The sequence below is a fragment of the Paenibacillus sp. FJAT-27812 genome (genome assembly GCF_001273905.1).
Lineage (GTDB): Bacteria > Bacillota > Bacilli > Paenibacillales > Paenibacillaceae > Pristimantibacillus.
Genome location: NZ_LIGH01000001.1, coordinates 4,333,576 through 4,359,060, shown reverse-complemented (window position 1 = coordinate 4,359,060; position 25,485 = coordinate 4,333,576). Strand labels below are relative to the sequence as shown.

Sequence of the window (25,485 nt, the reverse complement as noted above, 5' to 3'; positions counted from 1 at the left end):
GGCGTACGTGCCGTTACCGCCGCGTCGAATGCCGATTGTATTGCGGCTTTATCCGCATAGATAACTCCCGCATGCACGGTTGCGGCTACTGCTGTCTTATCCGCCGCCGTCCAAGTTGGGTACACTGCACCCAGGTTCAGGGAGAGAACGCCGTCTTCCAGAGCCGTTTGCGTTGCTGACGCATTCGCTGCAATATTTACATACTCAACAGCTACCGCAATATCCAGCGCTGCCTGCACCGCAGGCTTGTCCGCATAGCCGCCGACAGGGCGGTAGCTTAGCACCAAACCTGCCACGTCCGTTTGATCCGAAGCTGATAAGGAATTATATGCCGCGCTTAAAGTGAGCGCGAGCGTGCCGCTTTCCAAAGCCGTTTCCATGGCTGCAGCATTTGCTGCCGCATTGATTTCTGCCATCGGAGCAACCTGACTGACAGCTGAGTCAAAAGCAGCTTGAATCGCCGCAAGGCCCGCATAGCCGTCACCTACAGGACGCGCTGCCAGCACCTCAGCCGCTACGGCCGCTTTATCTGCTGAAAGCCATCCTGGATATGTAGCCCCTAAATTCAAGCCGAGACTTCCGGCTTCCAAAGCCGTTTGAATCGCCGCAGCGCTGACAGCCACATTCACATTGGCTACTGGTGTCCGCGCCGTTACCGCCGCGTCGAACGCTGTTTGTACTGCAGCCTTATCCGCATGGCCTCCAACTGGCAGGCCAGCATTCACAGCTGTCGCCACGGCCGTTTTATCCACCGCTGTCCAAGTTGGGTACTCGGATCCCAAGTTCAACGATAGCGAACCAGCTTCCAGTGCCGTCTTCGTTGCCGCCGCATTCGCTGCAATATTCACATCGGCCACAGGTGTCCGTGCAGTAACAGCCGCATCGAACACTGCTTGTATCGCCGCTTTGTCCGCATACCCTCCAACTGGAACACCCGCATGAACGGCCGCTGCTACAGACGTCTTATCCGCTGCTGACCAAGTCGAGTATACGCCTAGCGTTAAGAAAAGGGCGCCTGCTTCCAGCGCTGTTTGCGTTGCCGCCGCATCCGCTGCAATATTTACATCAGCTATAGGCGTACGCGCTGTAACCGCTGCATCAAATGCGGTTTGTACCGCTGTTAAATTCACGTATCCACTACCCGGACGAGCAGCAAGGACAGCAGCAGCAACAGCTGTTTGATCTGCTTGCTGCCAACTAGGATAGACTCCGCCTAACGCCAGAGCAAGCGCTCCGTTTTCAAGTGCTGTTTCTATCGCAGCGGCATCAGCCGCTTTGTTGACCGCTGACATTGGCGCATTTATAACAATTGCCAAATCCAAGCTCGTTTGAACGGCTGCTTTGTCCGTATACCCGCCGCCACGGTTCGCGAGCACTAGAGCAGCAACCGCATTTTTGTCAGCTGCACCGAGATCGTTGTAAGCAGTAAGCGTAAGCCCTAATGTTGCAGATACTAAAGCGCTCTTCATACTGTTCGTATCCGCAGTTGCGTTGACTACATCGACGGCTTGTGCAATCTGCTCGGTAACAACTATGGCGCTCAACGTGCTCTGGATGCTCGGCTGATCGGCGAAAGCACCGTTTGCAATTTTATAATTCAATACCGCAAGTGCAGCTGCGTTTCTATGACCAGCAACCAGTTTGTAATATTCCGTCAAATTTAAGCCTAGATCAGAGGCTTCCAAAGCGGATTGCGTATCGTTTGCCGTTGCTGCATCATTCACCACTTGCACAGCAGCAGCGTAAGCCTCAAACTGGGCCCTTTGACTAACAAAGGTGTTCAATTTGCTTTGAATCGCCGCTTTGCTCGCATACGCTCCGCTGCTTTGCTTAAAGTCATGCATTTGCTGGGCAACTGCGTCTCGGCTTACTTGGCTGCTCAAATTATGGAACGAGGTCAGCACTAAACCGAGATACGGATCTTCCAATGCGGTCGTCATCGTTGCAGCATCCGTTGCAGCGTTCACACTACCCACCGCTAGAGAAAGTGCCTCCTCATCCAGTTGGTCTTGCACGACGTTGTTGAATTCGCTCTGGATAGCCGCTTGATCCGCGAAACTGCCATTTGCCGTGCGATAATCCAGCAGCAGCTGAGCCGCTCCCAGTTTACCGCTTGGCGTGCTCAAATTGTTGTAAGTAGTCAGGATCAGACCGAGTGCCGTATTTTCCAGAGCCGTTCTCATGTCGCTCGCGGAAGCTGCCGAGTTAACGGCATTAATGGCATTTAGCAAAATTTCCACATTCTGGCGGGCTGATACTGCAGTGTTCAACTCTGTTTGAATGCTCGGCTGTGTAGCATAGCTGCCATTTGCCGTGCGGTAATCGATCACATTTTGAGCGACAATATCTTTACCGGTGCTGCTCAGGGAATTATACCCTGTAAGGTTCAGAGCCAGATCCACTCGAGTGAGTGCGGCCTGCATATCGGAAACGGTAGCAGCGGCGTTCACTTCCGCAATGGCAGCAGCTTCATCTGCACTCGCCACTTGGGCAGGCAATACGGAAATGATCGATGCAGTTGCCATCGTTGCGGATAGTACGGCAGACATCCCTTTGACCAAAGGCTTTTGATTGTCTTTCTTTATCTTCGACATGTCATCGTTACCTCTCTTTTTCACATTATGTATGGTTCGTTATACCTCTGTCGTTTTGTTTATTTCACTTGAAATACACGCCATTCATCCGTACCAAAACGAATCAGGCTCACAAGATATTCGTATTTTCGCTGTCCATCCGTATCCTGATAAAATACAACCATATTCGAGCGGTAAACGGGCTCGACTCCATTGGTTACAAACATTTGTAATTTCAGGGCAAAACCTCTGGTTAGCGCAGGCTCAGTCCTAAGCGTCGGCAAAAAGAACTCATCCATGTAATGTTTGGCGACTTCAATCAAACACATCTGTTCAGTCAGCTCCAGTCGATCGGTCCCGAAAACGACCTCGTCCTCCTGCGAGCTTTCTGGATCAGCGAGCACCTGCATCGCTTCATCAGATGTTGGTGTGGTTGAAAAAATGCGTTGACGCAGACGGGACCACATTCCTGCCCGGTGTTCCATCTCTTCACCCCCGCTTCAAACCGCTCAGTTATTGTGCTTGCGCTTCAAAAACGGATGCAATCGCTTCGTTGAACGCCTTCTGAATATCAGTTCGGCCATTGTAACCGCCGGCTGGGACAGCTTCGCGAACCGTCTCTGCAGCAGCAAGCTTGCCGTCCGCATTCAATTTTCTATAATTGATCAGGATGAGTCCCAAATACGGTGCTTCAAGAGCACTTTGTATCTGTGCCGCACTGTCTGCGGAATTGACCGCAGCAACCGCATTGCGCAGCGCCACAGCATCTCTTTGAACCGCTACCGCCTTGTTCAAAGCATCTTGCAGCTCAGCCGTATCGGCATAGTTCCCAGCACTCAGCAATGCTTGGGCTACTGCCTCTTGATCCAGCGGGCTAAGCTCGTTGTAGCCCGTCAAGTTCAGAGCTAGTTCCACGGCGCTCAAAGCTTGTTGCAGCGTGGCTGCTGAATCGGCAACTCGCACTGCCTCCAGCGCTTGTACGAAAGGCTGTACGTAAACAGAATCCGTTACCGTCGTAGATTGATCGTATACGGAATCCGATACGCTGTCCCCTTGGAACATGTCGGCTTTTATGAAATCAGCCGGAAGCACCGCAACAACAGTGGACGCGGCCAAAGTCGCTGTCATGACTTGGGCTACTTTTTTACTTAAAGGCTTTTTGGAATCGGATTTTTTCTTTGTCATTGGAAATCTCCTCTTTTCTTCATGGAAGTTAGGAATGAATGGGTAGAAATTGGATTAAATCAACTGCTTATGTAAGAGTGCTCCGTTTATTAATTCAATGCCTGCCACCACCTCCAAAATAATGCTCAAAGTGAGCTGTCTTCCTTATGCCGTTCCTGAAAGCGAAGGAGCCGCTTCGTTTCTCATCTCCCTAATCAACATTTTGCAGACGGCGCGGTGATGCTTTCGTTCGAACTTTAAGTGGAGGTGATACGCTTCCTCCTCAAACACTTCAACGGGATCCCTTTTTTCCAATGCCCTATAGTGGATACCTTGTTTAATGAATCCAAGCTGGTCCAAATGATCCTGCCAAAGCTCATCAAGCAGCCGCAAATATTCATGCCGCCACATGGAACGCAATTGCTGCAAGCTCCGATCCTCTATGAATTGCGCCCAATCCACTCTCCAGGTTTGCTCCACCTGCCTAAGCATTCCCTTCCCAGTCATGAAGTCTGTAATCGCAAGAGGGGACGATAGCCCAAACTCCTGCCTTAGCAGCTCCACCTTCCACTCCTCCGGGAGCCGATCAGAAGGACAATACCGCTGCACACGATCCTTGATCCAAAAGGAAACGGATCGGCAAACGGCATCTTCCACTCGCTCCATTAAAAGCATCCCTTGCCTATGCGCATAAAACCATTCCCTCTGGCGATGAACGACGCAGTCAAACTTGTATACCAATGAACGAATTTCGTACATTTGCTGCTCTGCGCGCCTTTGCACCATTTCCACAAATCGCAGCAGCTCCTTGGAGGAAGCACCATCATCCCCCCACCTCCACTTTTCTTGCCATGCCTCCGCCTCTTCACCAGCAAAGCGCCGGAATAAATCATCCTCCAGCGAGATAAAAAACTGTGATGCTCCCGGGTCTCCTTGCCGTCCCGACCGTCCTTTCAACTGAAGGTCAATTCTCCGGCTTTCATGCCTCTCGAGCCCGATGACATGCAGTCCTCCCAATTCGGCAACGCCCTCGCCAAGACAAATATCGGCTCCACGTCCTGCCATATTGGTAGCTATTGTGATGCCCCCCTGCGTTCCGGCGCTGCGGATGATTTCCGCTTCTTCTGACTGAGTCTTCGCATTCAGCACCTGACATCTCAAGCCAGCTTGTGACAAGCGGTCCGCCAATTCCTGCGACTGCGAAACAGTAGTCGTGCCCACTAATATCGGAATGCCCTGCTGATGCAACGCAGCAATCTCCGAAACCAGCCGCTTGTACTTGGCTTCTAAGCTGACAAAGACGAGATCGGGAGCATCCCGCCGAGCAACCGGTTTATACGGAGGGATCGACAGCACGTCCAAACCGTAAATATGCCTCAGCTCTTCACAATCCGTCTGAATCGTCCCTGACATTCCGATCACCTGGGAAAACAGGCTAAAAAACTTCTGTACCGTAATCGAAGCGTTAGATCGAGTCTCTTCGCTGAGCGGCAGCCCTTCCTTGACTTCGATCGCCTGGTGCAGACCGTCGCTGAATTCCCGGCCCTCCATCATTCGTCCCGTAAATGAATCGATAATTTTCACTTTACCGCCTTCAACCAAATAATCCCGATCGACCTTCATTAATACCAGAGCGCGCAAGCTTTGCAGCAAATAGTGGAACACAGTCGTATATTCCAAATCAAACAAATTATCGATCATAAACACGGTTTCGATTTTTCGTATCCCGGCTTCGGTAAACATCACTTGATTCGATTCGACGTCCAGCTCATAATCTTTTTGCTCCCTCAAGCCTTTGACAAACTTGGAGCAAATGTAATAAAGATCGGGCGCTGCTTTCGTCTTGCCCGCAATGATCATCGGAGTTTTGGCTTCGTCAATGAGTACACTATCAATTTCATCAATAACCGCATAAGCGAGCGATCGCTGTACCTGCTTGGCCGGATCAAACGCCAGATTATCCCTCAAAAAGTCGAAGCCGAATTCCGACCAAGCGCCGTAAGTAACATCGCATTCGTAGACCGCCTGCTTCTCCTCCATTTGAAGTCCTGCATGATTCAGACCAACCGACATCCCCAGCATCTGAAAAACGTCACGCGCCTGCATATAATCCCGTTCGGCCAAATAAGGATTGACCGTAATCATATGAACGCCCTTGTTCTGAAGTGCGAACCAAAAAACAGGGATCAAAGATGCAAGCGTCTTCCCTTCACCGGTCAACATCTCAGCTACTTTGCCCTTCATCATCCCGTAGCCGCCGAGCAGCTGCTCGTCATGCATAACCAAGCCCAACCGCCGCCTAACCGCTTCTTTTACCAAAGCAACAGCTATATAAGGAACATACGCGGGAGGTGTACTCCTCTTAAGTTCCTCTCTCAGCTTTTCAGTCATCATCATGAGCTCCGAATCAGAGATGCGACTAATCAGGTTGTACTTTTGGTCGATCAGGAGGAGGGCATTTCTCATGCTCACTAATTCATGGGATACTAGGCCTTTCGCCCACTTTTTCCAAGCTGTAAGCAAATTAACAACCCCCATACCCGAAAATATAGTCCTCAACTACTATAACGTTAAAAATATCTTTAATTTAGATGAACTAAAAACCATCTCACTTGGTTATATCGGACTATTTCGACGATTTATTAATAGTAAATTTTTTCAGTTTTAAATATTTCATATTAATTATTTATATATTATATAGTCATATAAACATAATTTTGCTCTAAAAATAATCAGAATTGATCTTTCAGAATCGCAACTAGGCACAACAACCTAGTGTCTAAGGCTCATTCGCTGCAATAGCAACCTATGGTTTAACGGCATAAAAAAATACACCTCTTAAAAATTTCATCGGATAACCCAGCGGCTTGACCGATGTCTATTTTTAGAGGTGCACTTCATATTAAAAAAATCTGCTAGATTGGCCTGAGAAAGCTTCAACTTTCTTAAACCTGAGTATGCCGTTTCAGTTATACGATTGCACAGGCTCGATTCCCTCATCGCTCACCGTATCTACTACAGCTCGAAAAAGATTCGGCGGGTACTCCGCCATTCGATGGCACAAGTACAAATACCATTCTTGTCCATAAGTCAGGTAAATGCGCACAGGATGCCCCGCTGCTTTCAGCTTGCTGCTCAAATCCGGGCGAATGCCGTACAGCATTTCGAACTCTATATTTGAGCCCGATAACCATTCCTGTTCGAGCAACTTTTCAATGATAGGTTCGTCATGGGTAGCGATCGACACGGAGTGTCCTTGGCGGATCGAGCTTTCAACAAGCTCTAAATAACGTGCATTAAGCGCCGGAGAGCGAGGAATCGAGCTGTCATTCGCTTCTTGATAGGCGCCTTTGACGATACGGACACGTCTAGGTGTGGCAAGCAGGGCAGCCAAATCCTGAGGCGTTCGTTTCAACTGCGCCTGTAAAGTAATGCCGATGTTCGGATAAATGGAGGCAGCGCGTTCATAAACAGAAAGAATCCGCTCTGTCTTGGAGGACTCTTCCATACTAATGAATAATTCTACGCCTCCTTTTTGTGCTCGCTCAGCCAGCCTCTCCAGATTCGCAAAAGCAAGCTCGGTGTCCAGCAAAAGCCCGATATGCGATAGATCGAATGATACTCGGGCTGGCATCCCGGTTTCGCCAATGTCATGAATCAGGGCCAGCATCTCTGTGACTGCCGCCTCACATTCTGCGGCAACGGTCGTATTTTCGCCGATATATTCGAGTGATACCGCATACCCTTTTTTCAAAAGCTTCCGCCCTGCTTCAAGTCCATCCTGACGCGCTTCGCCTGTCACATACCTTGCAGCCGCGCGCCGCAGCAGTTGATTCACCTGTGGCGTCTGCTCCACATAAGACTTTAAATCCGAGCGGCGAGCGATAGTTTTAAGCGCGGCTGTCAATTGATTTTCCAAATCTGAAACACGGTTCATAGTTCTGCCACCCCTTCTTTCAAGTCACTCCAAGTGTACAAGTTAGAAAGGAAGCGGTATTGTATAAAATTGCTCTATCATTAAATCGATAACGCATATTTTTGTGGTGTTGCCCCGACGATTTTGACAAAAGCTCTCGCGAAGTGACTCTGGTCGTAAAAACCCGCTTCTGCCGCAACGTCGGCAATCGGCCGCCGCTTCGCTAGTTCCGTCTTCGCATGATTGATTCGGAGCAAGATTTGGTACGCGTGCGGGGGCAGATGGCTCCATTTCTTAAATAGACGAACGAGATGAAATCTGCTGATGCCTGCTTCGGCCTCCAGGTTCTCCAACGTGACTTTTTCGGCAAAATGCGCATGAAGGTATTCTTTAATGAGGTTAGCGTACTTTTGATCGTGCTTGCCCTGAGGTTCGTGCTCTAGATCGGAGTCATTCTGGCTAACAAGCGCTTGCACCAGCTCGATTAGAGCAGATTCGATCGCAAGCGGAGTGCCTTTTCCGGTAAGCGCCTCCATCGTACGGTTGATTTGCAAACGGCAGGCTTTATTTTTACCGTCTTCCAGCAAGTAAGGGATATAAAGCTGATCGAGCTCCCGCTGCTTAAGCCCTTGAAACCATTCAGGCTTGATGTAGAGCATCTTGTACTGCCATTCCATGCCCGCAAGGGGCTGGCAAGCATGCATCATCAGCGGCGGAAAACTGATCATCCTCCCCGCTTCAACAAGGAGCTGCGTTCCATCGCACCATGCGTTCGTTTCCCCTTGATCAATGAGTCCAATTGAATATTCCTCATGAAAATGTTTTTGATAGGCAAGATCGCTTGCCATACATCGCTTTGCTTCCAAGAAAGGCAGCGAATCATCTCGGTGAAAAGCCAAAGCCGGCATGCCTTAAGCCCCCTATATGATTATGATCTTTATTGTTCATGTTTAACCGATTAACTCTGCATAAGCGGCTGCTATCCAAACCTTACCTCGGCAATAACCGCATCAGCGAAAATTGTTTGGCGAGAAAAAGCGGCGTGTACGGGATGTCCTTTCGCAGCCAAGCGATAATCGTACCGATTAAAGCTGAAGAGCTGTACCATATCGCAATATCCTTTTGAATATTTGCTTTTGAAATGTAGGATTCGCTTTCCATTCTTTCGATTCGATCGGCAACTAGCTCCGCGAGCAGCTTTAACAGGCGATCAGAAAAGATCGTCGTTCGATTCGTTGCAAGAATGACTTTGTAAAACTTGGCGTGTTTGGCAATGTGGTCGAGCAAGTTCACCAGCATCGGCCAATACTCTTCTTCTTCCGGATTCGGATTCGGCGGCGCATTGTCCAAAACCTGATGAATATCATCGATCATATCTTCCGCCATCTTCTCCAGCATATCAGGAATGTCCCGATAATGCAGATAAAAAGTAACGCGGTTGATGGTCGCGCGTTCCGCAAGGCGATTAACCGAAATTTTCTCGAAATCCATTTCCTGAAGCAGCTCGATAAAGGCGTCCCTAAGCAATTGACGTGTTCGGAGTACGCGAGGATCTGTCCGTGTCGTTGTATTATCCATATCCTTCTCCTTTATTAAAATTATTCAAGCTACAATTTCAATGCTTTCGTAGCATATCTTCGAGTTTATCGACAGTAAAACTTTTTATTGTAAACTACTTTACACTTTATCCAATTCTGTTGCTTGTCAACCCATTAATTCTGCATATAATCTAATTAATACATTGTCGATTATATAACACAGTGTAAATTAAGTCTATAAAGAGAGATTTGAAAGGATGGAGTAGGTTGAGTAAAAGTTTGGCAATAAACAGCAGTTCGATAAAAAAGGGACCAATCTTGTTCGTTATGATTTTGGGTGCCTTTCTTGCGACGCTGAATCAAACAGTCATGAGTGTTGCAGTTCCGGAGTTAATGATTGATTTTAACATTACGGCCGCAACGGCCCAGTGGCTGACGACGGGGTACATGTTGGTTAACGGTGTTTTGATTCCGATCACCGCCTATTTGATGCAGCGATTTACGACGCGTGAGCTTTTTCAGACCTCCATGTTTATTTTTCTGGCAGGTACGATCGTATCGGCAGTCGCAACAAGTTTTCCCATCCTTCTGACCGGGCGTTTGATCCAGGCAGCAGGCGCCGGCATTATTATGCCGCTGCTCATGAATGTTATTTTGACGCTCTTCCCTCCCAATAAGAGAGGCGCCGCGATGGGCATGGTCGGGTTCGCCATTATTTTCGCACCAGCAATTGGGCCAACGCTTGCCGGGTATATTCTAGAAAATTACCCATGGGAAATGATGTTTTACGGCATGATTCCGTTAGCTCTTCTCGTTATCATCTGCGGGTTTATTTATCTGAAAAATGTGTCGGAGCGCATCCATGCCAAGATTGACATGCTAAGCGTCATCCTCTCCACCGTCGGATTCGGCGCAATGATGTACGGCTTCAGCCGAGCTGGCAGCTTAGGCTGGTCGAGCGCTGAGGTGCTTGTATCTATTATTTCGGGGGTTGTTTCCCTCATCCTGTTCACTTGGCGGCAGTTGGTTTCCCAAAATCCGCTGCTTGATCTCCGGGCCTTCAAATACAGCATGTTTTCTTTAACTACCGTCATCAATATCGCGGTTACCATCGTGATGTATGCGGATATGATGCTGCTTCCTCTTTATCTGCAAAACGCTCGAGGCTTTACAGCCCTGGAATCCGGCTTATTGATGTTCCCTGGCTCGCTCCTAATGGGCGTTCTAATGCCGATCACGGGACGGCTGTTCGATCGGTTCGGAGCAAAATGGCTTTCCATCATCGGGATGGCTATTACGATCGCCACCACCTTCGGCTTTATTAATTTGACGGACTCAACCAGCTATACTTATCTGGTTCTCATGTCCACAGGCCGCCGCTTCGGTATGGCTATGCTTCTGATGCCAATCACTACGGCAGGCTTAAATCAATTACCAGCCAAGCTTAATGCGCATGGTACGGCTATCTCCAATACGATTAAACAAGTTGCCGGCGCAGTAGGCACATCGCTGCTCGTTACCGTGATGACGAGCCGTACGAAAACGCATCTTCAGGATCTAATGGTTTCAAGCGGAACAGAGGCTGCAAACCAAAAGCAAATGATTATGGAAGCCTCCATTCAAGGTATAAATGACGCTTATCTCGTTATCGTTGCGATTGGCGTAATCGGTTTGCTGCTATCGTTCTTTATCAAACGTACGGATCAAGCTTCCGCGGAAGATTCCAAAGCGAAGCTGGAAGTGGCAATCGCCAAAGAAGCATGATGAATAAGGCAATCTGCTGATTGCCTATCTCAGCCGAAAAAAAAGACTACTCTCCCTAGCTTGAAAAGGAGAGTAGTCTTTTTTATGTATCAGAAGGACCTGCTTTGCAACGCATGTGCTAACAACTCGAAAGAACGAAGCCGTTTTTTATAATCGGGGATCATCGTAACGATCATTATTTCATCAATGCCATACTGCAGCGCAAGCTGCTCCAGGCTTGCCGCTACATCGTTTGCCTCTCCAACGAACAGCTTGCGATGCGTAGAAATTAACTTCTCTTCGGTTGCCCCATCGCTTTGAAACAGCGCGGTGCCGGATGCGGCAAGCTGGGCTGCTTCCTCCGCCGTTTCGGCACAGACTGTCCCCACAGTCACGATTACTTTGGGTTGAGGGCAACGGCGCGAAGGGATAAAGGCTTTTCGATAGCTGTGTACAATCTCCACGCCATCCGAATCGCTCATAAACTGGCCGAATACATATCCCATTCCGAATTCTGCTGCATAAGCGGCGCTTTTGCTGTTAGTTCCAAGTAGCCATAGCTCCGGATGTATCGAAGGTGATGGACGGGCGACGACCGGTTCTCCTTCATATTCGAAACTCCCCTCCATCAGCTCGGTTATTCCTTTAAGGGAGTCAGGGAGCTGCCTGACATTCTCAAGAAAATTCCCGCTGAGCGCCATGCTTGCCTGCGCTGATCCGCCTGGTGCCCGGCCCATGCCCAAATCAATCCGGCCGGGGTACAAGCTGGCAAGCAGGTTAAACGATTCGGCCACCTTAAGCGGCTTATAATGGGGCAGCAGCAAGGCTCCTGAACCGATGCGAATCCGTTCTGTTTTTGCTCCGATATGTGCGAGCAGCACCTCAGGGGAAGTACAGGCCAAACCCGGCATATTATGGTGCTCTGCAACCCAGTAACGGCTATAGCCCAGCCGTTCGGCTGCTTGGGCAAGCTTCACCGCTTCGTTCAAAGCGATGGTGTCATCCACGCCTCCGATCACAGGTACCAGATCGAGAGCGCTAAACGTTAAAGACATCATAACCGCTCTCCGCGTCCCATTCGCGGGTTTCGGTAAAACTCGATTACATCAATAAAGCTTACCTTGTAACGAAGCATAACCTCCGCCAAATCATGCATGCGGCCATGCCCATCCGCTTTTGAAGCGAAAACAATATCATGCCGGAGCTGATCCGTCACGATTTTACCGATATAATGGTTCTCGTATTCGGCGAATTTTTGTTTAAACTCCTCATTAAAGGCCAAAATATCAACATAAGACCGCTCAACCAGCGCGTTAACCAACGTTAATTCCATTTGTTCTTTATATACGGCAACATAATAATTGCCACGCTCATCTTTGATGAGATCCGAGAATAATTCAATATCCATTGGTTGATTTTCCTTTCTCTCCGTCATATCTCCTATCATCTCCCAAAGTAACAAAACAATGATAATCAACCAAAGCTCAATTGCTTTGAGGGGTGAATCTTGCATAAGGCTATGTTTATTTTCACATATAAAAGTGTAATTGAACATAAGGAAATGGAAGGAGGTGCTCGCATTGAAGATCATGATTTCCGCTTCGGAAGCAATGGATAAAGGGGTATGGAAGGAGCTCCTTCGTCTCTTCGGCAGGGACGAGGATGAGGAATTTTGGCCTCAGGAGCAATTTATTTTAACGGAGGAGCAAGCGCTTCTCTTGAGTCTGATAAAAAAATAAGGGTGAATTTCCTCGCTCCATTAATACGGTTCCATGGACTTCCACTCTGGGCAATACTTCGAATTTCATGAGAAAAAACGCAGCCACATTGGCTGCGTTAGTTTTGTTCATGTACCGCCCAGCTTCGCGCCTTGCAGCAGCTGACGGCGTGTCCATTCGTTGGCCACGATCGCATCGCCGTCCAAAGTCAGCTGCTCGTACAGCCGCCTCCTTAGCGCGGCGAGCAGCTCTGCTTGATCAGCCTGCCCGCTTAAGTTCTTCAGTTCGCCGGGGTCGCCGGTCATGTCATACAGCTCGTCGACGTCCGTTAAATTCCAGATGTATTTCCAGTTCGCAATGCGGATCATCCGAGATGTGTACAGCCCGAACTGCTGTCCGTTATAGGTCGACACGACGGCGTCCCGCCAATCGAGCGGTTCCTCCCCAGCGAGCAGAGGTCCAAGTGAGCGGCCCTGCAAATCTCCAGGATCACGCTGTTGCAAATCGAGAAGCTCCAGTATCGTAGGCGGCAAATCCAGAAAATTGTAGACGAACCGCTCGCATCGCCAGCCTCGTTCCGCCTCCCCGCCGCCCGGCATCCGAACGATGAGCGGCACCCGTACAACATCGTCGTACATGATGTAGTGCTTATCCATCATGCCGTGGGAACCGCACATGTCGCCGTGGTCTGCGGTAAAGATCACTATGGTGTCATCCGCCATCCCTAGACGCTCCAGCGTACCCAGCACACGCCCGATTGCATCGTCGAGTTGGCTGATGACGGCGTAATAACGGGCTACGAGCGGCGCCCATTCCTGCCAGCCGTAACCGGCGACGCCCCAGCTCTGCAGCTGCTGGCGCTGCATGTACGGCTTGCCGGCAAAGGTCTCGCGGAAGCCTGCCCATTCCGGGATGTCCGCCGCCTCGTACATCCCAGCGAAGGGAGCCGAAGGTCGGCAGGGCAAGTGCGGCTCGCTGAAATGAAGCGCCATATGCCAAGGCCGCCCGTCGCCTTGCAGCCGCTCCAGCGTCTCGCCCGCTCGCGCGGCGAACCAATGCGTCTCCGCGTCCTCCAGCGGCAACGGGCACTCTTCGCCGAAGAAGCCGTTCTCGTAACGGACGTCCGGGTGCTTCTGCGAGACGAAGCCTTGATATTCTGCTTCGCTGACGTACGACTCGTAACCATAAGCCGGAGGGCCGTGCACTGGATTGACTCCCCATTTGCCTAAATATGCCGTCGCATAGCCACTTTCCGCAAGCGCTCTTGGCCACGTGTAGGATTCAGGCGGCAGTGCCATCACGGGCAGGGCACCGCTGTAATTCCATAGGGCGCCGAATGTCTCCGGCCTCCTCCCACGCAGCAAGGACTGCCTAGCCGGCGAACATACCGGCAGCACGGAGTAGGCGTGGGAGAAGGAAACGCCTTGCTCGGACAGGCGGTCAAGGTGCGGTGTACGAACCGGGTATTTGCCGCTATAGCCAACGCAATCCTCCCGCAATTGGTCGGCCGTGATCAGCAGTACGTTAGGCCTCCGCTCTTTCATCGAGTCCGGCATGCGCCATCCGCTCCTTTCCATCCCGCTGATCGCATGAGCCGGTTCGGTATTCGCGCGGCGAACAGCCTGCATAGCGGACGAACAGCCTGCTGAAGAACGATGGATCGTCGTAGCCGACCATGGTCGCAATGTAAATGACCTTCTGGTCGGATTCGAGCAGCATCCGCTTTGCCCTCTCGATGCGAATGACGTGCAGCAGATCGAATACGCTCTTGCCGAACTCCTCGCGCACCAGCCGGTTCAACTGCCGGGTGCTGACATTGAACAGGCCGGACAGCGCCTGTAGCGTAATTTTTTTGTCAAAATGGCGTTCGAGATAGCCGGAAATCCGTCTGGCCATCATCACTCGTTCCGATTGACGCGGGGATCTATGGATTCGATGGCTTTGCATATTGGCGTAATAGCGGGAAAGCAGCACGAGCAGCTCCACCATCTGCAGGCGGATCAGCGTCTTGTGGCCGGAATCGCGGCTGCTGAATTCGCGGATCATGCTCTCCAGCAGCGCTAGCACGGACGCCGCCTCTTGGCCGTTCAGATTCAAGTAATGGTTGAAGCGGACATCCTGCTTTAGGAAGGGATGCACGTAGAAGTAGTCCATCGATGCCGTTATTTCCAGCTCCTGAAGCAGCGCATCGGGAATAAAGGACGGCATGAACAAGCAATTGACGATTTCCATATTCCCGCCAGACTCCACAAAGTAAGCATGTGTCTCGCCGGGATTAATAATAAACACGTCTCCCGCATGAATATTGTAATGGTTGCCTTGGAAAATATGGACGCCCTCTCCTTGCACCACGTAGACAAGCTCGATGAACTCATGACCATGCTCGGCAACAGAAGATTGTACCGTCCGATTGATCCAGAACGGAAATTCATCCTTCATGTAAGTATTGCTTCCCAGTATTCGTTCCATCTTTCATCCCCTCGCGTCTATATCCGATCAAGAATCGCTCATGAACCGCTCAAGATCCGCTGATCGGTTCAAGCCGCCCATCTGTCGCCTGATCGAATCGCTCACGGCTCGGATTCTGAAACCATTCGTCCCACGTCATCCCCGATGCCGCCAGTATTTGCTCAATGCGCCTGCGAAACGGCAGTCCCGCCTCGCGAAGCTGCCGGTCCTTCGGATCCTCGCGGCCGTTCAGCTTCGCCTCCACCCAGCTCTCCAGCTGCCTCTCCATCTGGTCGGCAAGCTCCGGCTCCCGCTCCGCGAGATTCACCGTCTCTTCTGGATCGGCATCCAGATCGTACAGCTCTCTTGGCGGTCTAGTAAAAGGCCCCGCGTCGTACGTGCGGATAAATTTGTAGCGGTTCGTCCGCACGCCGCGGGCTGCCTGCCAGGCGCATTCACTCAGGTAGACGACTTCATGCGTACCGTCCGTCTCGCTGCGGATAGAAGGCCATAAGCTTCGGCCGTCCATTGCAGGCGGGTCCTCAACCTTCAATAGGTCGACGCCGTCAGGCTTTTCGCTGCGTATCGCTTCCAGCACGGTCGGCATAATGTCCACCTGCTGCACGAGACCTTGTACCCTGCGTCCCTCTGGTATGCGACCCGGCCACCGCATGATAAGCGGCACATGGACGGTTGGCTCGTACAAGCCGCAATGATCCCAGTAGATGTCATGCTCTGTCAGACTCTCGCCATGATCGCCGAACAAAATCAGCAGCGTATCCTCTTTGATACCCAACTTCTCCAGATGAGTGTCAAGTTCCTTCAAACGATCATCAAGATATCGGATTTCTGCGTCGTATAACGCGTCATAGTAGGCACTGTCCGTCACCGGACCAACAAGATCGTAATGATGGTGCTTAAAGAAAGGATAGGCGGGATGGTTGTAAGCCGCATCCATGCTTCGGTTGCCCGGATCATACGGATCCCGCCCTGCTTCATAAAAGTCTGGAACATACGAATCCGGCGGCAAATAAGGCGTATGGGCGTCCCAATAATGAAGGAACAAGAAGAACGATTCGTCCTTATGCTCCGTCAGCCATGGCATGGCCAGATCATTGACGGTCCGGCCGTCGATCCAGCGATTGCCGCCAACACTATTCGTATAGTAGCGGTAGCCGCGCGCAAACCATTCCTTAAGCTGGTACAAATTGTCCACCGCAGACGTCGTGAAGCCGGCGCCGCGCAGCAGGCTCGGCAGCCACGGGGTCGATTTAGGAAGATGTGTCAGCTCCGAGCCGTGAGAGACAATCCCTGTCGTAAGCCCGACTTTGCCTGTAAAAATGCCGGTATGCGCTACTTCCGTCGGAATGTCGGCGGCATAAGCGCGCTCGAACAGCACGCCTTGCTCGGCGATCCGGTCCAAATAGGGGCTCGTCGGCTTCGGGTAGCCGTACCCGCTCAACCTTGAGGCGCGAAGCGTATCCAGCGATATTAGGATGATTTTCATGGTATGCCTTCTCCTTCGGTATGTCCGGTGATCCGGTAATCCGGTGATTGATCGCCTCTCGGATTATGCTCTCTTCGCAGCTTGCATGAACCGCAAATTGGCATGCAGCCAGCCAATCACGGCATCACCGTTATCCTGCAGCGTGGTGGCGGCCGTGTCGATTACGATGTCGGGGGATTGCGGCACCTCGAACGGATCGGAAACGCCTGTAAAATGGCGCAAGCCGCCGTTTCTCGCCTTGGCATACAAGCCCTTTACGTCACGGCGCTCGCACTCGCCGATCGGGCACTGGACGTAAATTTCCACAAATCCGGGCAGCTGCGATCTAGCGTAGTCCCGCATCTCCTGGTAGGGTGTAATGGCGGAGACGAGCACATCCACGCCGTTGCGTGAGAGTAGCTTAGCCACATAGACAATCCGTTTGATATTTTCAATCCGGTCCTCGCGGGAGAAGCCAAGGCCTTTGCAAACCGTCTCCCTAAGCTCGTCGCCGTCAAGCAGCTCCACATGCCGTCCTTGCTGCAGCAGCTGCGCCGCTATATGCCGGGCGGTCGTCGTTTTTCCCGCTCCCGACAATCCCATGAACCATAATACCGAACCGTGTTGTCTGTCCATGCAGATCGTCTCCTCTCGCCAATTCCTTTCGATTATTCGTTCGCGGGCACGTCAATGGGCATGCCGCCGGACTGATGCGAACGAATGGCGGCTTCAATCACTTCCTGTGCGGCAAGCGCATCCGCGCCGGATGCCTCAATCACTTCCGGCGCATCGCCGGCCTTGATCTGCCCGATGAATCGATTGATCCGATGCGTAAACGTATCATTGAAGCCCTGCATCCCGCCAAACAGCGAATTGCGGACGACGGTCAGCTCGTCGGATTGATGCGGATAATACGTCAAGCTCTCGTAAACGTTGTCGATTACGAATCGGCCTTCGTTGCCTGCCACTTCGCAATATTCGATGGGATGGCGCATCGACATGTCGTAGCTGCCGGTCAAGTGGCCAACTGCGCCGGATGCAAACTCCAGATTGACCGATGCGGTCGACCAGCTTAGGCGCCCCGGCGCCTTGGTCATGAACGCCTGCACCCGCTTTACGTCACCGCCAAAATACCGCATGACATCGATGGAGTGGGGATGCAGAGCACGCATATGCAGCCACTCCGTATCCTCCTGCTGATTTTGAATGGTTAGCCGCATATTGAGAAAAAGCAGGGAGCCTAGCTTCCCAGACTCCATCAATTCTTTCGCTTTGTACGCAGCAGGCGTAAAGCGGTGATTTAAATTACAGGCTAGCCGGACGCCCCTATCCCTGGCGGCAGCGACAAGCGTCCTTGCTTCCTCGATCCGGTTGGAGATCGGCTTCTCCACAAGGACGTCCTTGCCTGCATCGATTGCAATCATCGCTGGCTCGAAATGATGGCTGCCCTTCTCCATCCCAGCCGTTGCAACCGCCACTACGTCGATCTGCTCTTTAGCTAGCAGCTCTCTTAGGTCGGTATAAGCGGGAACGCCATGTTCAAGTCCCGCCGCCGCCGCGCGCTCCGGCATTAGATCGCAAACAGCGGCAAGCTCCGTGTCCGGATGCTGCCTGTAGGCGCGGCAGTGGATTTTTCCGATATGATTGACGCCGACGACCGCAACCCGAATCATTTGGATGCCGCCTCCTCCTTGGCTTGGAGGGAGCGTGCGCCGATAATATTGCCGATATGCAGCGATTCGTATGCCTGCTCGGAAGAGGTGAACGTCACGCCTTTGCCGTGCCAGTTCAGATTCGTATAGATCGGATTCATGCGGCCCGTCTGCTCTTCGCGTCTCGCGATATGGGCCTCCATCCGCTCCGTCAGCAGGGCGACGACCTCTGGTTCCTGCTCCGCCACATTGTTGTTCTCCTCCGGATCACGGACCAGATTGTAGAGCTCTACCTCCGGCTTGAAGTGGAAATCCGGCTCAAGAGAACGGATCAGCTTCCATTCCGCTGTCCGCCAGCCGTGCTTGCGCATCCACGTGCATTCCGTCAGGTACAGCTCGCTCATCCGGACCGTTTCCTCGCCAGCAACCTGATTTGTCAAGCTGCGGCCGTCGAAGGAAATGCCGCTGTCGATGCCAATCAAGTCCAGCAGCGTCGGCATAATATCCGAGATGACCGACACATCCTGAGTCCGTGTTCCCGCAGGCAAGCGTCCGGGGAACTTGATGACCAGCGGCACGACAAGCGTACAGTCATACAAGCCGTGATGATCAAAATAACAGTCGTGCTCGTATAGCGTTTCGCCGTGATCCGACGTGATAACGACAATCGTCTCTTCCTCCAAGCCTAGTGCCGCCAGCTTCTCGAAAATGCTTTGGATGCAAGCGTCCATGTAAGCGATCGCGCCATCATACTGCGCAGTGACATATGCTTCATCGGTAACGCCTTCCGGAATCCATGACTTCAGAAAGTCGGCGAAAGGCTTGAAACCGTAAACCGGCTCCATTGAATCGTTGGCCGGGTCCTTCTCGTCCTTGCCGTAGAACATCCGCTCGAACGGCACAGGCGGCAAATACGGCGAATGCGGATCCATATGCCGCATGAACAGCAGGAACGGCTTATCCTCCGCGGCCAGCCGTTCCATCTCCGGAATAGCGACATCGTTCAGATTTTGCGCCTTAGGCGTGCGTCCCGACTCGTCGGGGACCCAAGATTCATAATCGAGATACGTTTGGAAACCGCGCGATGACGGATTGCCCGTAAAGCCGACGCACGATGTATTGTAGCCGTTCTCAGCGAGCACCTCCGGCAGTGTCCTGACGTGACCGCCAAGCGGTCCTTCATGGCGCAGCGCCACAACGTCGGTGCCGAACACGTCCATCCCTGTCAGCATCGATGCGTAAGCCGGCGTTGTCGGGATGCCCGGGCTGAAATGCTTCTCATACAGAACGCCCTGAGCTGCAATTTTATCAAGATGCGGGGTAGTCAGCCTTGAATAGCCGTATGCGCTCATATGGTCCCGACGAAGGCTATCTATGCCAAACAGTAGAATATTCGGTTTCTTACTCGCCATATTGAAATCCTCCTTTTGGATGAAAATAATGCTTTTATCGCGCGTTCAGCTGCTTAAGGACGGCATTTAGGTAGCCATACGATTCGGCGGCCACGATGGATACTTGCGCAAGCGTATGCTCCGGTGCGGCGCCGATGACTTCAACGACGACCGGTCCTTCGTAACCTCCGTCCGCCATCGCTTTGCAGTAGCCGTACAGATCGATGTCTCCGCGTCCGCACGCCTGCAGGGCGATCGGTCCTGGTCCCTGCTCGCGTCCCTTGCAGTCTCGGATATGGACATGCTTCACGCGGCTAAGTACGGCGGGCAGCGCCTTCTCCGCGTTTTCGCCGGCACGGTGGATATGGCTGGGGTCCATGTCGATGCCGAACGCCGGAGATGCGATCGCGTCCATCGCCCGCAGCGTGGTCGGCGTATTGTGGATGGCGTTGCCGACATGCGCCTTCACGCAGAGCGTGATGCCGTACGAAGCAGCCCTCTCCGCCATCCGCGCAAGCATCTCAATCGATGACTGCAGGTCTTCTTCGACACCCAGCTTCCCGCCAGGACCAACGTTGACGATTGGAATCCCAATTTCTGCGGCAGCTTCAAACGCCGGCAGCAGCCGTTCCTCTTTGAGCGACGCAACCTCGGTCGAGAGAAACGTCAGCCCGTTCTCCTGCACGATCGCTTGCAGCTCGCTCTTCTGCTGCTTCCAGCGGCTGAGATCCAGATGCTCGCACATGCCCTGAATCGCGGCGATCTCTACGCCGTCGTAGCCGCAAGCCGCAATATGCTTCGCCGCTACGGCAAAATCGAACTCTTTGAACAGCACGGAATTGACACCCAATTTAATCATATAAGAGTCCTCCTGAAAGATTGATTAGTAAAGCATGTATAAGTGCCTAGCATCCCTGCTAAGAATCGGAAGCAGGGATAGCGCATCACGTCATTTCACAGCCATTATTTCAAATAAAACGGATCGCCGTGCAGCGGCGGCAGCGGCTGCGGCCGAACGACCTCGCCGCCCCGTTCATACGACTCCTGCACCGCATGCACATATTCCAGCACGGCAAGCGCATCGCGTCCGCTCGCGCGCAGCGCATCCGGTGACACCTTGCCGTCAACATCCTCCAGAAAGGCATGAAGCCGATTGTTGAACGTCCGGTTGAAATCATTCGTGCCAAAATCCGTCACCTCAGGCTCAGTCTGGACGCTGATAGCCGGAATGCCTTTGTCCGCTTTCCAGAACGACACTTTCTCGACGCAGTTCTCAATTGTGAATGTCCCCTTCGAGCCCGCGACCTCTAGGCTCCACCAGCCACCTAAGCCGTAGACCGCATCGCCGCGCTGACTCAAGAGATAGCCGACGCCGCCGTTTGCGAACTTCATATGGATGCTGTTGATCGACACCATAACGTCGCCTGCGCTTCGCCGGAAGCCAGGACGGTCGGAGAACGTCTGGATATGCGTGATATCCCCGCAGAAATGGCGCATGACACTGAATGGGTGGGTTAGAAACGCCCGCATGTGAAAGTAGGGATGGCCTTTGATTTTGTCCGAGCCGGCAAGGGAGTAGTTGCGCTCGCCGCCGTTGAAGCCCATTTTGGCCATGCAGTAAATCAGCTCGCCCACCTCGCCGCTGTCCATATACTGCTTCGCCTTCTCAGCCGGCGGCGTAAAGTAATGGTTCAGGTTGCAGCCCAGATATACATTCTGCTTCTCGGCATAAGCCACCATCTGGCGGCCTTCGCGCACATCGTTGCACAGCGGCTTCTCCACCAGCACGTGCTTTCCGTAGGACATCGCTTCCATCGCCGGTTCAAAATGCCAGCTGCCGTTGTCGATGCCGCCTGTCGTCACATCGACGACCTGCAGGTCGGGCTCGTTCTCGATCATGTCCTTGAGCGTATAATACGCCTTTACGCCGTGCTTCTCCGCAGCCGCGTCGGCGCGTTCCTTGATGACGTCGCATACCGCAACGACATCAGCCAATTCATCCTCCTTGTAGCAGTTCGCATGGTTGTTGCCTATACCGTTCATGCCTACGATTCCGATTTTGACCGCCATGTTCAACGTCCTTTCGTCCTCTGAATGGGATAATCATGCTCCTAGTTAGGTTCAATAGCCGTATCGTCCAGCCGTCATAGTTGTAAACGCTTTATATTCCCATCATACTGCCTCTTACTGTCCGAATCATGGCGGTTCGGGACAAAAACCTTTCCGATCGGGACTGTTTTCATAAAAGGATTGGCTCGGCTCGGTACCGTTGATCCGACCGGCAGGCGACATCCTTTGGCCGGCCAAAGTATTCGCTCGATTATCCCTTAACGGCGCCTGCCGTCATGCCGGCTACAATTTGCTTGTTGAAGAAAATGAACAAAATGAGCATTGGAATAGAGATCAGAACGATATCGGCGAACAACAGATTCCACGAGGTCGTGAATCGGCTCATGAAGTTGTACAGCGTCAGCTGCACCGTCGCGTTGGACGAGCCTGGGAAGAAGTAAAGCGGATTAACAAAGTCGTTGAATACGTTTATCGATTCAAGCACAATGATGGTTGAAGTAACGGGCTTTAGCAGAGGAAATATGATACTGAAGAACAGCCGCCCCCCGCCCGCACCGTCGATCAATGCGCTCTCATCGATTTCGCGCGGCAGCGTTGCCACAAACGCTTTGTACAAGATGGCCGCAAACGGAAAATGAAGCGCAACCTCCACGAAGGTAATGCCGGCTAGCGTCTTGAACAAGCCAATCGAGTCGAGCACCCAGATCGTAGGCACGATAGCGGGCGGAATCATCAAACCGGCCAAAACAAGAAAGTTTAAGAAGGAAGAGAACCGCCCCCCTTCGCGGCGATGCAATACAAAGCCGGCCATTGCGCTGACGACAATCAGTACGCCAACGGACAGAACCGTCAGCAGCATGCTGTTGTAGAAGGCGCGGACAAGCATATGATCGGACGCAGTTAACACATCCCTGTAATTTTCCAAAATATGAAATGATTTCGGCCAAGCCATATTCATGAGCGCGGATTCGGCCTGATTCTTAAAGGAGTTGATGATGACGAAATAGAACGGAATCCAAAAAATGGCGGTGCTGAGCACCAGCGCGAACACCGCTGCGATGACCCTCTTCGCTTTGGTGCTAACCCCCGAGCTTTCGCTGCGGCTCAGCGCTTTGCCGACGCCTTTATCCATAATCCTGCTCATTTCCCTGCTCATAAGTGCACCTCGCTTTTCGTCAGGTACTTATACAAGGGAAACGCCAGCAGTGACACGCCGATGAACAGGATGACGTTGCCCGCAGTCGCCAGACCGTAGAAGCCCGCCTGATACTGCTTGTATATGATCGAGGCGATCAAGTCGGTCGTGAAACCCGGTCCCCCCTTAGTCATGGCCCAGATCAGGTCGAAGGAACGAAGCCCTCCGATAAATGCCAGTATGATGACCGAATTCATCGCCGGTCTGCTTAATGGAACCGTGATGTACCGGAAAGCGTTCATGCTGCTCCCGCCGTCGATTTTGAGCGCTTCGTAATACTCGCCCGGAATGCCCGAAATGCCGGCGATATAAATGACGGTAGCGACGCCGATGCCTTTCCATACGTCTACTAGGGCAACTGACAGCAGTGCGATCTTTGTATTGCCGAGCCAATCTGGTCCGTTAATGCCAAGCGCGGCCAGACTTGTATTGATCAGTCCTGACGAAGGATGCATCATAATGGAGAACGCGATCCCGACCGCAATCGTACTGAGCAGAGTCGGGAAGAAAATAACGGAGCGCAAATAGTTTTTGAACAGTGCGGTAGAGGTGAGGAAAGCGCCGAGCAACAGGCCAAGAATAACCTTGAGCCCACAGGTTACAACCGCGTAAATTAACGTGTTTCGGAAGCCAATGCTAAGCGCCGTCTCCGAGAAAAAAGTGACATAGTTGTCAAAGCCGATGAAATCCCAATCGGTAAGGGTCCACCGAGTCATACTAAAGAACAGCGATAACACGGTTGGCAGCAAATAAAAGACGAAGTAGATCAGAAATGCGGGCACAAGAAACATATACGAGTAGGTCCGAATCGTCAGCTTGGTCATGGCTCTCTCCTTCTTTCCGGAGAAAACGGACCCCGCACCGTCATGCGCGGAGCCACGTCTCCACCTTGAATTTCTGCTTGCGGCGGGCGGTCTACCAGCCCGGCAGATTCAACTGCTGCGCCTGTTTCAAAATGTCTTTGTCGTAGTCCTCGGCGCCCTTCTGAGCGGAAGTGATGCCGCTGCCGACAGCGACGGTGAGATTCTCGAGGTTCGGGCCTTTGACAGGCGATACGAACTCAAGTGCTGGTGCCGTCTTGCCTTCGTCAAAGTATTTCTGCATTTCTTTGACACCTTCATATGCATCGTCAGGGAGCTCGATTCCTTTGATGACATTGGGACCGGCCGCCTTGACTTTGGAGGCAAATATCGCTTGGCCTTCCTTAGATACGAAGTATTCCGTGAACTTTTTGGCGGCTTCAACTTTCTTGCTGTTCTTGTTGATATACAGGCCGCTCGGCATCCATACCGTCAGCCCGTTGACGTCTGCGCTGTCGCTCGGAATCGGGAAAACGCCGATGTCGTTGATCTTGTCCGGGCTATTTTGCAAGATGGAATCAAGAGCGCTTGTCAGCATCGGATAGTGCACCCCTGTGCCCTCGGCAAGCATTTTCAAAGCAACATCATACGTCGTGGCCAAGAAGTCTTTATTCATGTAGCCGGCTTTGAACGGTTCCTCCGTCTTCTCGAAGCTGCGCAGCGCCTGTGGTATCGTCGCGTATTTCGCTTTGTTATTCGTGTAATCGTCCGCAAAATTCGGAACCTGCGCCTGTACGTTGTAGTAATCGCCGAGGACAAACAGCTGGGAAGTCCAGGTATCTTTGTAGGACGCGATAACCGCTGTCTTGCCCGCGGCTTTGATCTTCTCATTGTTGGCCATGAATTCGTCCCACGTTTGCGGAACGGTCAACCCAAGCTCGCCGTACACCTTCTTGTTGTACAAAATCGCACCAGCGGAGCTCGAACCGACAGGCGCGCCAAACACCTTGCCATCGACTGTAACGACGGTTTTGAAGGAATCAAGCACGTCCGCCATGAACGTCTCATTCGTCACGTCGAGGAAATTTTCCACCGGATTGACTGCTTTCAGCAGCGAGCCTGTGTTATAAACGAGCAGATCGGACATATCACCCGTTGCTAGCCGCGTCTTGACGAGGTTGTCGCCCTCCGTGCCATCCGGCTTAATGTCGTACTCAATGGTGATATTCAGCTTTTTCTCTGCTTCCGCGGCAACGGCTTTAAGCGCTTCGAGCGTTGTGCCTGAATTGCCGACCATCAGCGTCAACGTCGTTTTCTCTGCTGGTGCATTTGTGGCGTCGGTTTTCGCGTTTGTTTCACCGCTAGCGCCGCCGTTGTTTTTGTTCGTCGCAGGCGCATTATTGCCGCCGCAGCCGGCGAGCAGCACCACGGTCATAATCATGCTTGTCACGAATGCGAGTGTTCTGCCAGTCGTTCGTTTCATCGTTTCGCAGCCTCCCTTTGTGGGCATGGATCATGCTCCCTTCGGCAGCCGTCCATCGTTGCCCTCTTCGCAGCTCTGATTTCGTAATTTTCAATCCATTGAATGAATACGCTTCCAACAAGTGCGATCTTCCGTTTCAAGGGCCCGGGTCCCCTCGTAGTTTCAGTCTACGAGTTTCCGCTTTTGATGCATACCTGCGCTTTTGCTATTTTAAGGGGGTGATTTTTCCATTTCGGGATAAAGTGAAGGCACGGGTGGGGAAACCATTCGATTTTCGAAGGCGTATACCCTCTAACCATTTAACCGTG

At 52.1% G+C, this 25,485-nt stretch carries 22 protein-coding genes; 2 read left to right on the top strand and 20 right to left on the bottom strand.

Annotation, left to right across the window (positions count from 1 at the left end):
* The 7 genes from ADU23_RS33235 to ADU23_RS18280 form a co-directional block, all read right to left on the bottom strand.
* Positions 1 to 2,594, bottom strand: a 2,594-nt coding sequence (locus ADU23_RS33235) for a hypothetical protein (RefSeq protein WP_442950612.1), incomplete at its 3' end; no start/stop codon positions are given.
* A gap of 59 nt (positions 2,595 to 2,653) precedes the next feature.
* A complete protein-coding gene (locus ADU23_RS18310; RefSeq protein ID WP_053375045.1) occupies positions 2,654 to 3,058 on the bottom strand; it encodes a hypothetical protein in 405 nt (134 codons plus the stop codon).
* A 28-nt stretch (positions 3,059 to 3,086) separates the two neighbouring features.
* Complete coding sequence (locus tag ADU23_RS18305) at positions 3,087 to 3,758, bottom strand: hypothetical protein (protein ID WP_053375044.1); 672 nt, start codon at positions 3,756 to 3,758, stop codon at positions 3,087 to 3,089.
* A gap of 144 nt (positions 3,759 to 3,902) precedes the next feature.
* Positions 3,903 to 6,260: a preprotein translocase subunit SecA gene (locus tag ADU23_RS18300; RefSeq protein WP_197286086.1), complete on the bottom strand. Its 2,358-nt coding sequence runs from the start codon at positions 6,258 to 6,260 to the stop codon at positions 3,903 to 3,905.
* Positions 6,261 to 6,702: 442 nt separating this feature from the next.
* Positions 6,703 to 7,674 (bottom strand): proline dehydrogenase family protein, encoded by a 972-nt coding sequence (locus ADU23_RS18290; RefSeq protein ID WP_053375041.1) that lies wholly within the window; start codon positions 7,672 to 7,674, stop codon positions 6,703 to 6,705.
* 80 nt (positions 7,675 to 7,754) lie between these two features.
* Positions 7,755 to 8,561 carry a helix-turn-helix transcriptional regulator gene (locus ADU23_RS18285; RefSeq protein ID WP_053375040.1) on the bottom strand — a complete coding sequence of 269 codons (807 nt, stop codon included), beginning with the start codon at positions 8,559 to 8,561 and terminating at the stop codon, positions 7,755 to 7,757.
* A gap of 82 nt (positions 8,562 to 8,643) precedes the next feature.
* Positions 8,644 to 9,231, bottom strand: a complete 588-nt coding sequence (locus ADU23_RS18280) for a TetR/AcrR family transcriptional regulator (RefSeq protein ID WP_053375039.1) — start codon at positions 9,229 to 9,231, stop codon at positions 8,644 to 8,646.
* A gap of 287 nt (positions 9,232 to 9,518) precedes the next feature.
* Between ADU23_RS18280 and ADU23_RS18275 the strand changes: the two genes are divergently transcribed.
* On the top strand, positions 9,519 to 10,955 hold the full coding sequence (locus tag ADU23_RS18275; protein ID WP_157266151.1) for a DHA2 family efflux MFS transporter permease subunit: 1,437 nt from the start codon (positions 9,519 to 9,521) through the stop codon (positions 10,953 to 10,955).
* A gap of 89 nt (positions 10,956 to 11,044) precedes the next feature.
* On the opposite strand, the gene ADU23_RS18270 is transcribed toward ADU23_RS18275, so the two are convergent.
* Together ADU23_RS18270 and ADU23_RS18265 are read right to left on the bottom strand one after the other, a co-directional pair.
* Complete coding sequence (locus ADU23_RS18270) at positions 11,045 to 11,992, bottom strand: LLM class flavin-dependent oxidoreductase (RefSeq protein ID WP_053375037.1); 948 nt, start codon at positions 11,990 to 11,992, stop codon at positions 11,045 to 11,047.
* On the bottom strand, positions 11,989 to 12,369 hold the full coding sequence (locus ADU23_RS18265; RefSeq protein ID WP_053375036.1) for a hypothetical protein: 381 nt from the start codon (positions 12,367 to 12,369) through the stop codon (positions 11,989 to 11,991). The genes ADU23_RS18270 and ADU23_RS18265 overlap by 4 nt, the downstream gene beginning before the upstream one ends.
* A 145-nt stretch (positions 12,370 to 12,514) precedes the next feature.
* Here ADU23_RS18265 and ADU23_RS33230 point away from each other — a divergent pair, with 145 nt between their 5' ends.
* Positions 12,515 to 12,673, top strand: coding sequence for a hypothetical protein (locus ADU23_RS33230; protein ID WP_176707769.1), 159 nt, complete (start codon positions 12,515 to 12,517; stop codon positions 12,671 to 12,673).
* 107 nt (positions 12,674 to 12,780) lie between these two features.
* Here ADU23_RS33230 and ADU23_RS18260 read toward each other — a convergent pair whose 3' ends face one another.
* From ADU23_RS18260 to ADU23_RS18210, 11 genes are all read right to left on the bottom strand, one after another.
* Complete coding sequence (locus tag ADU23_RS18260; protein ID WP_053375035.1) at positions 12,781 to 14,208, bottom strand: sulfatase-like hydrolase/transferase; 1,428 nt, start codon at positions 14,206 to 14,208, stop codon at positions 12,781 to 12,783.
* Positions 14,177 to 15,121, bottom strand: coding sequence for an AraC family transcriptional regulator (locus tag ADU23_RS18255; protein WP_053375034.1), 945 nt, complete (start codon positions 15,119 to 15,121; stop codon positions 14,177 to 14,179). Before ADU23_RS18255 ends, ADU23_RS18260 begins: the two co-directional genes overlap by 32 nt.
* A gap of 49 nt (positions 15,122 to 15,170) precedes the next feature.
* Positions 15,171 to 16,607, bottom strand: coding sequence for a sulfatase family protein (locus tag ADU23_RS18250; protein WP_053375033.1), 1,437 nt, complete (start codon positions 16,605 to 16,607; stop codon positions 15,171 to 15,173).
* A 63-nt stretch (positions 16,608 to 16,670) separates the two neighbouring features.
* Complete coding sequence (gene cysC / locus ADU23_RS18245) at positions 16,671 to 17,222, bottom strand: adenylyl-sulfate kinase (RefSeq protein WP_053375032.1); 552 nt, start codon at positions 17,220 to 17,222, stop codon at positions 16,671 to 16,673.
* Positions 17,223 to 17,254: 32 nt separating this feature from the next.
* Complete coding sequence (locus ADU23_RS18240; protein WP_053375031.1) at positions 17,255 to 18,259, bottom strand: Gfo/Idh/MocA family protein; 1,005 nt, start codon at positions 18,257 to 18,259, stop codon at positions 17,255 to 17,257.
* Complete coding sequence (locus tag ADU23_RS18235) at positions 18,256 to 19,650, bottom strand: sulfatase family protein (protein WP_053375030.1); 1,395 nt, start codon at positions 19,648 to 19,650, stop codon at positions 18,256 to 18,258. Before ADU23_RS18235 ends, ADU23_RS18240 begins: the two co-directional genes overlap by 4 nt.
* 34 nt (positions 19,651 to 19,684) lie before the next feature.
* A complete protein-coding gene (locus tag ADU23_RS18230; RefSeq protein WP_053375029.1) occupies positions 19,685 to 20,488 on the bottom strand; it encodes a sugar phosphate isomerase/epimerase family protein in 804 nt (267 codons plus the stop codon).
* A gap of 104 nt (positions 20,489 to 20,592) precedes the next feature.
* Positions 20,593 to 21,699, bottom strand: coding sequence for a Gfo/Idh/MocA family protein (locus ADU23_RS18225; RefSeq protein WP_053375028.1), 1,107 nt, complete (start codon positions 21,697 to 21,699; stop codon positions 20,593 to 20,595).
* 250 nt (positions 21,700 to 21,949) lie between these two features.
* Positions 21,950 to 22,855, bottom strand: a complete 906-nt coding sequence (locus ADU23_RS18220; RefSeq protein WP_231637475.1) for a carbohydrate ABC transporter permease — start codon at positions 22,853 to 22,855, stop codon at positions 21,950 to 21,952.
* Positions 22,852 to 23,718 carry a carbohydrate ABC transporter permease gene (locus ADU23_RS18215; RefSeq protein ID WP_053375027.1) on the bottom strand — a complete coding sequence of 289 codons (867 nt, stop codon included), beginning with the start codon at positions 23,716 to 23,718 and terminating at the stop codon, positions 22,852 to 22,854. Before ADU23_RS18215 ends, ADU23_RS18220 begins: the two co-directional genes overlap by 4 nt.
* Before the next feature lie 91 nt (positions 23,719 to 23,809).
* Positions 23,810 to 25,177: an ABC transporter substrate-binding protein gene (locus ADU23_RS18210; protein WP_053375026.1), complete on the bottom strand. Its 1,368-nt coding sequence runs from the start codon at positions 25,175 to 25,177 to the stop codon at positions 23,810 to 23,812.
* Between the last annotated feature and the right edge of the window lie 308 nt (positions 25,178 to 25,485).

Coding starts and splice junctions, on each gene's coding strand:
- ADU23_RS18215 (WP_053375027.1), bottom strand. CDS start 23,718: ATGACCAAGCTGACGATTCGGACCTACTCGTATATGTTTCTTGTGCCC.
- ADU23_RS18230 (WP_053375029.1), bottom strand. CDS start 20,488: ATGATTAAATTGGGTGTCAATTCCGTGCTGTTCAAAGAGTTCGATTTT.
- ADU23_RS18260 (WP_053375035.1), bottom strand. CDS start 14,208: ATGCCGGACTCGATGAAAGAGCGGAGGCCTAACGTACTGCTGATCACG.
- ADU23_RS18235 (WP_053375030.1), bottom strand. CDS start 19,650: ATGGCGAGTAAGAAACCGAATATTCTACTGTTTGGCATAGATAGCCTT.
- ADU23_RS18285 (WP_053375040.1), bottom strand. CDS start 8,561: ATGCCGGCTTTGGCTTTTCACCGAGATGATTCGCTGCCTTTCTTGGAA.
- ADU23_RS18250 (WP_053375033.1), bottom strand. CDS start 16,607: ATGAAAATCATCCTAATATCGCTGGATACGCTTCGCGCCTCAAGGTTG.
- ADU23_RS18280 (WP_053375039.1), bottom strand. CDS start 9,231: ATGGATAATACAACGACACGGACAGATCCTCGCGTACTCCGAACACGT.
- ADU23_RS18275 (WP_157266151.1), top strand. CDS start 9,519: ATGATTTTGGGTGCCTTTCTTGCGACGCTGAATCAAACAGTCATGAGT.
- ADU23_RS18305 (WP_053375044.1), bottom strand. CDS start 3,758: ATGACAAAGAAAAAATCCGATTCCAAAAAGCCTTTAAGTAAAAAAGTA.
- ADU23_RS18270 (WP_053375037.1), bottom strand. CDS start 11,992: ATGATGTCTTTAACGTTTAGCGCTCTCGATCTGGTACCTGTGATCGGA.
- ADU23_RS18290 (WP_053375041.1), bottom strand. CDS start 7,674: ATGAACCGTGTTTCAGATTTGGAAAATCAATTGACAGCCGCGCTTAAA.
- ADU23_RS18310 (WP_053375045.1), bottom strand. CDS start 3,058: ATGGAACACCGGGCAGGAATGTGGTCCCGTCTGCGTCAACGCATTTTT.
- ADU23_RS18225 (WP_053375028.1), bottom strand. CDS start 21,699: ATGGCGGTCAAAATCGGAATCGTAGGCATGAACGGTATAGGCAACAAC.
- ADU23_RS18240 (WP_053375031.1), bottom strand. CDS start 18,259: ATGATTCGGGTTGCGGTCGTCGGCGTCAATCATATCGGAAAAATCCAC.
- ADU23_RS18210 (WP_053375026.1), bottom strand. CDS start 25,177: ATGAAACGAACGACTGGCAGAACACTCGCATTCGTGACAAGCATGATT.
- cysC (WP_053375032.1), bottom strand. CDS start 17,222: ATGGACAGACAACACGGTTCGGTATTATGGTTCATGGGATTGTCGGGA.
- ADU23_RS18265 (WP_053375036.1), bottom strand. CDS start 12,369: ATGACGGAGAGAAAGGAAAATCAACCAATGGATATTGAATTATTCTCG.
- ADU23_RS18220 (WP_231637475.1), bottom strand. CDS start 22,855: ATGAGCAGGGAAATGAGCAGGATTATGGATAAAGGCGTCGGCAAAGCG.
- ADU23_RS18255 (WP_053375034.1), bottom strand. CDS start 15,121: ATGGAACGAATACTGGGAAGCAATACTTACATGAAGGATGAATTTCCG.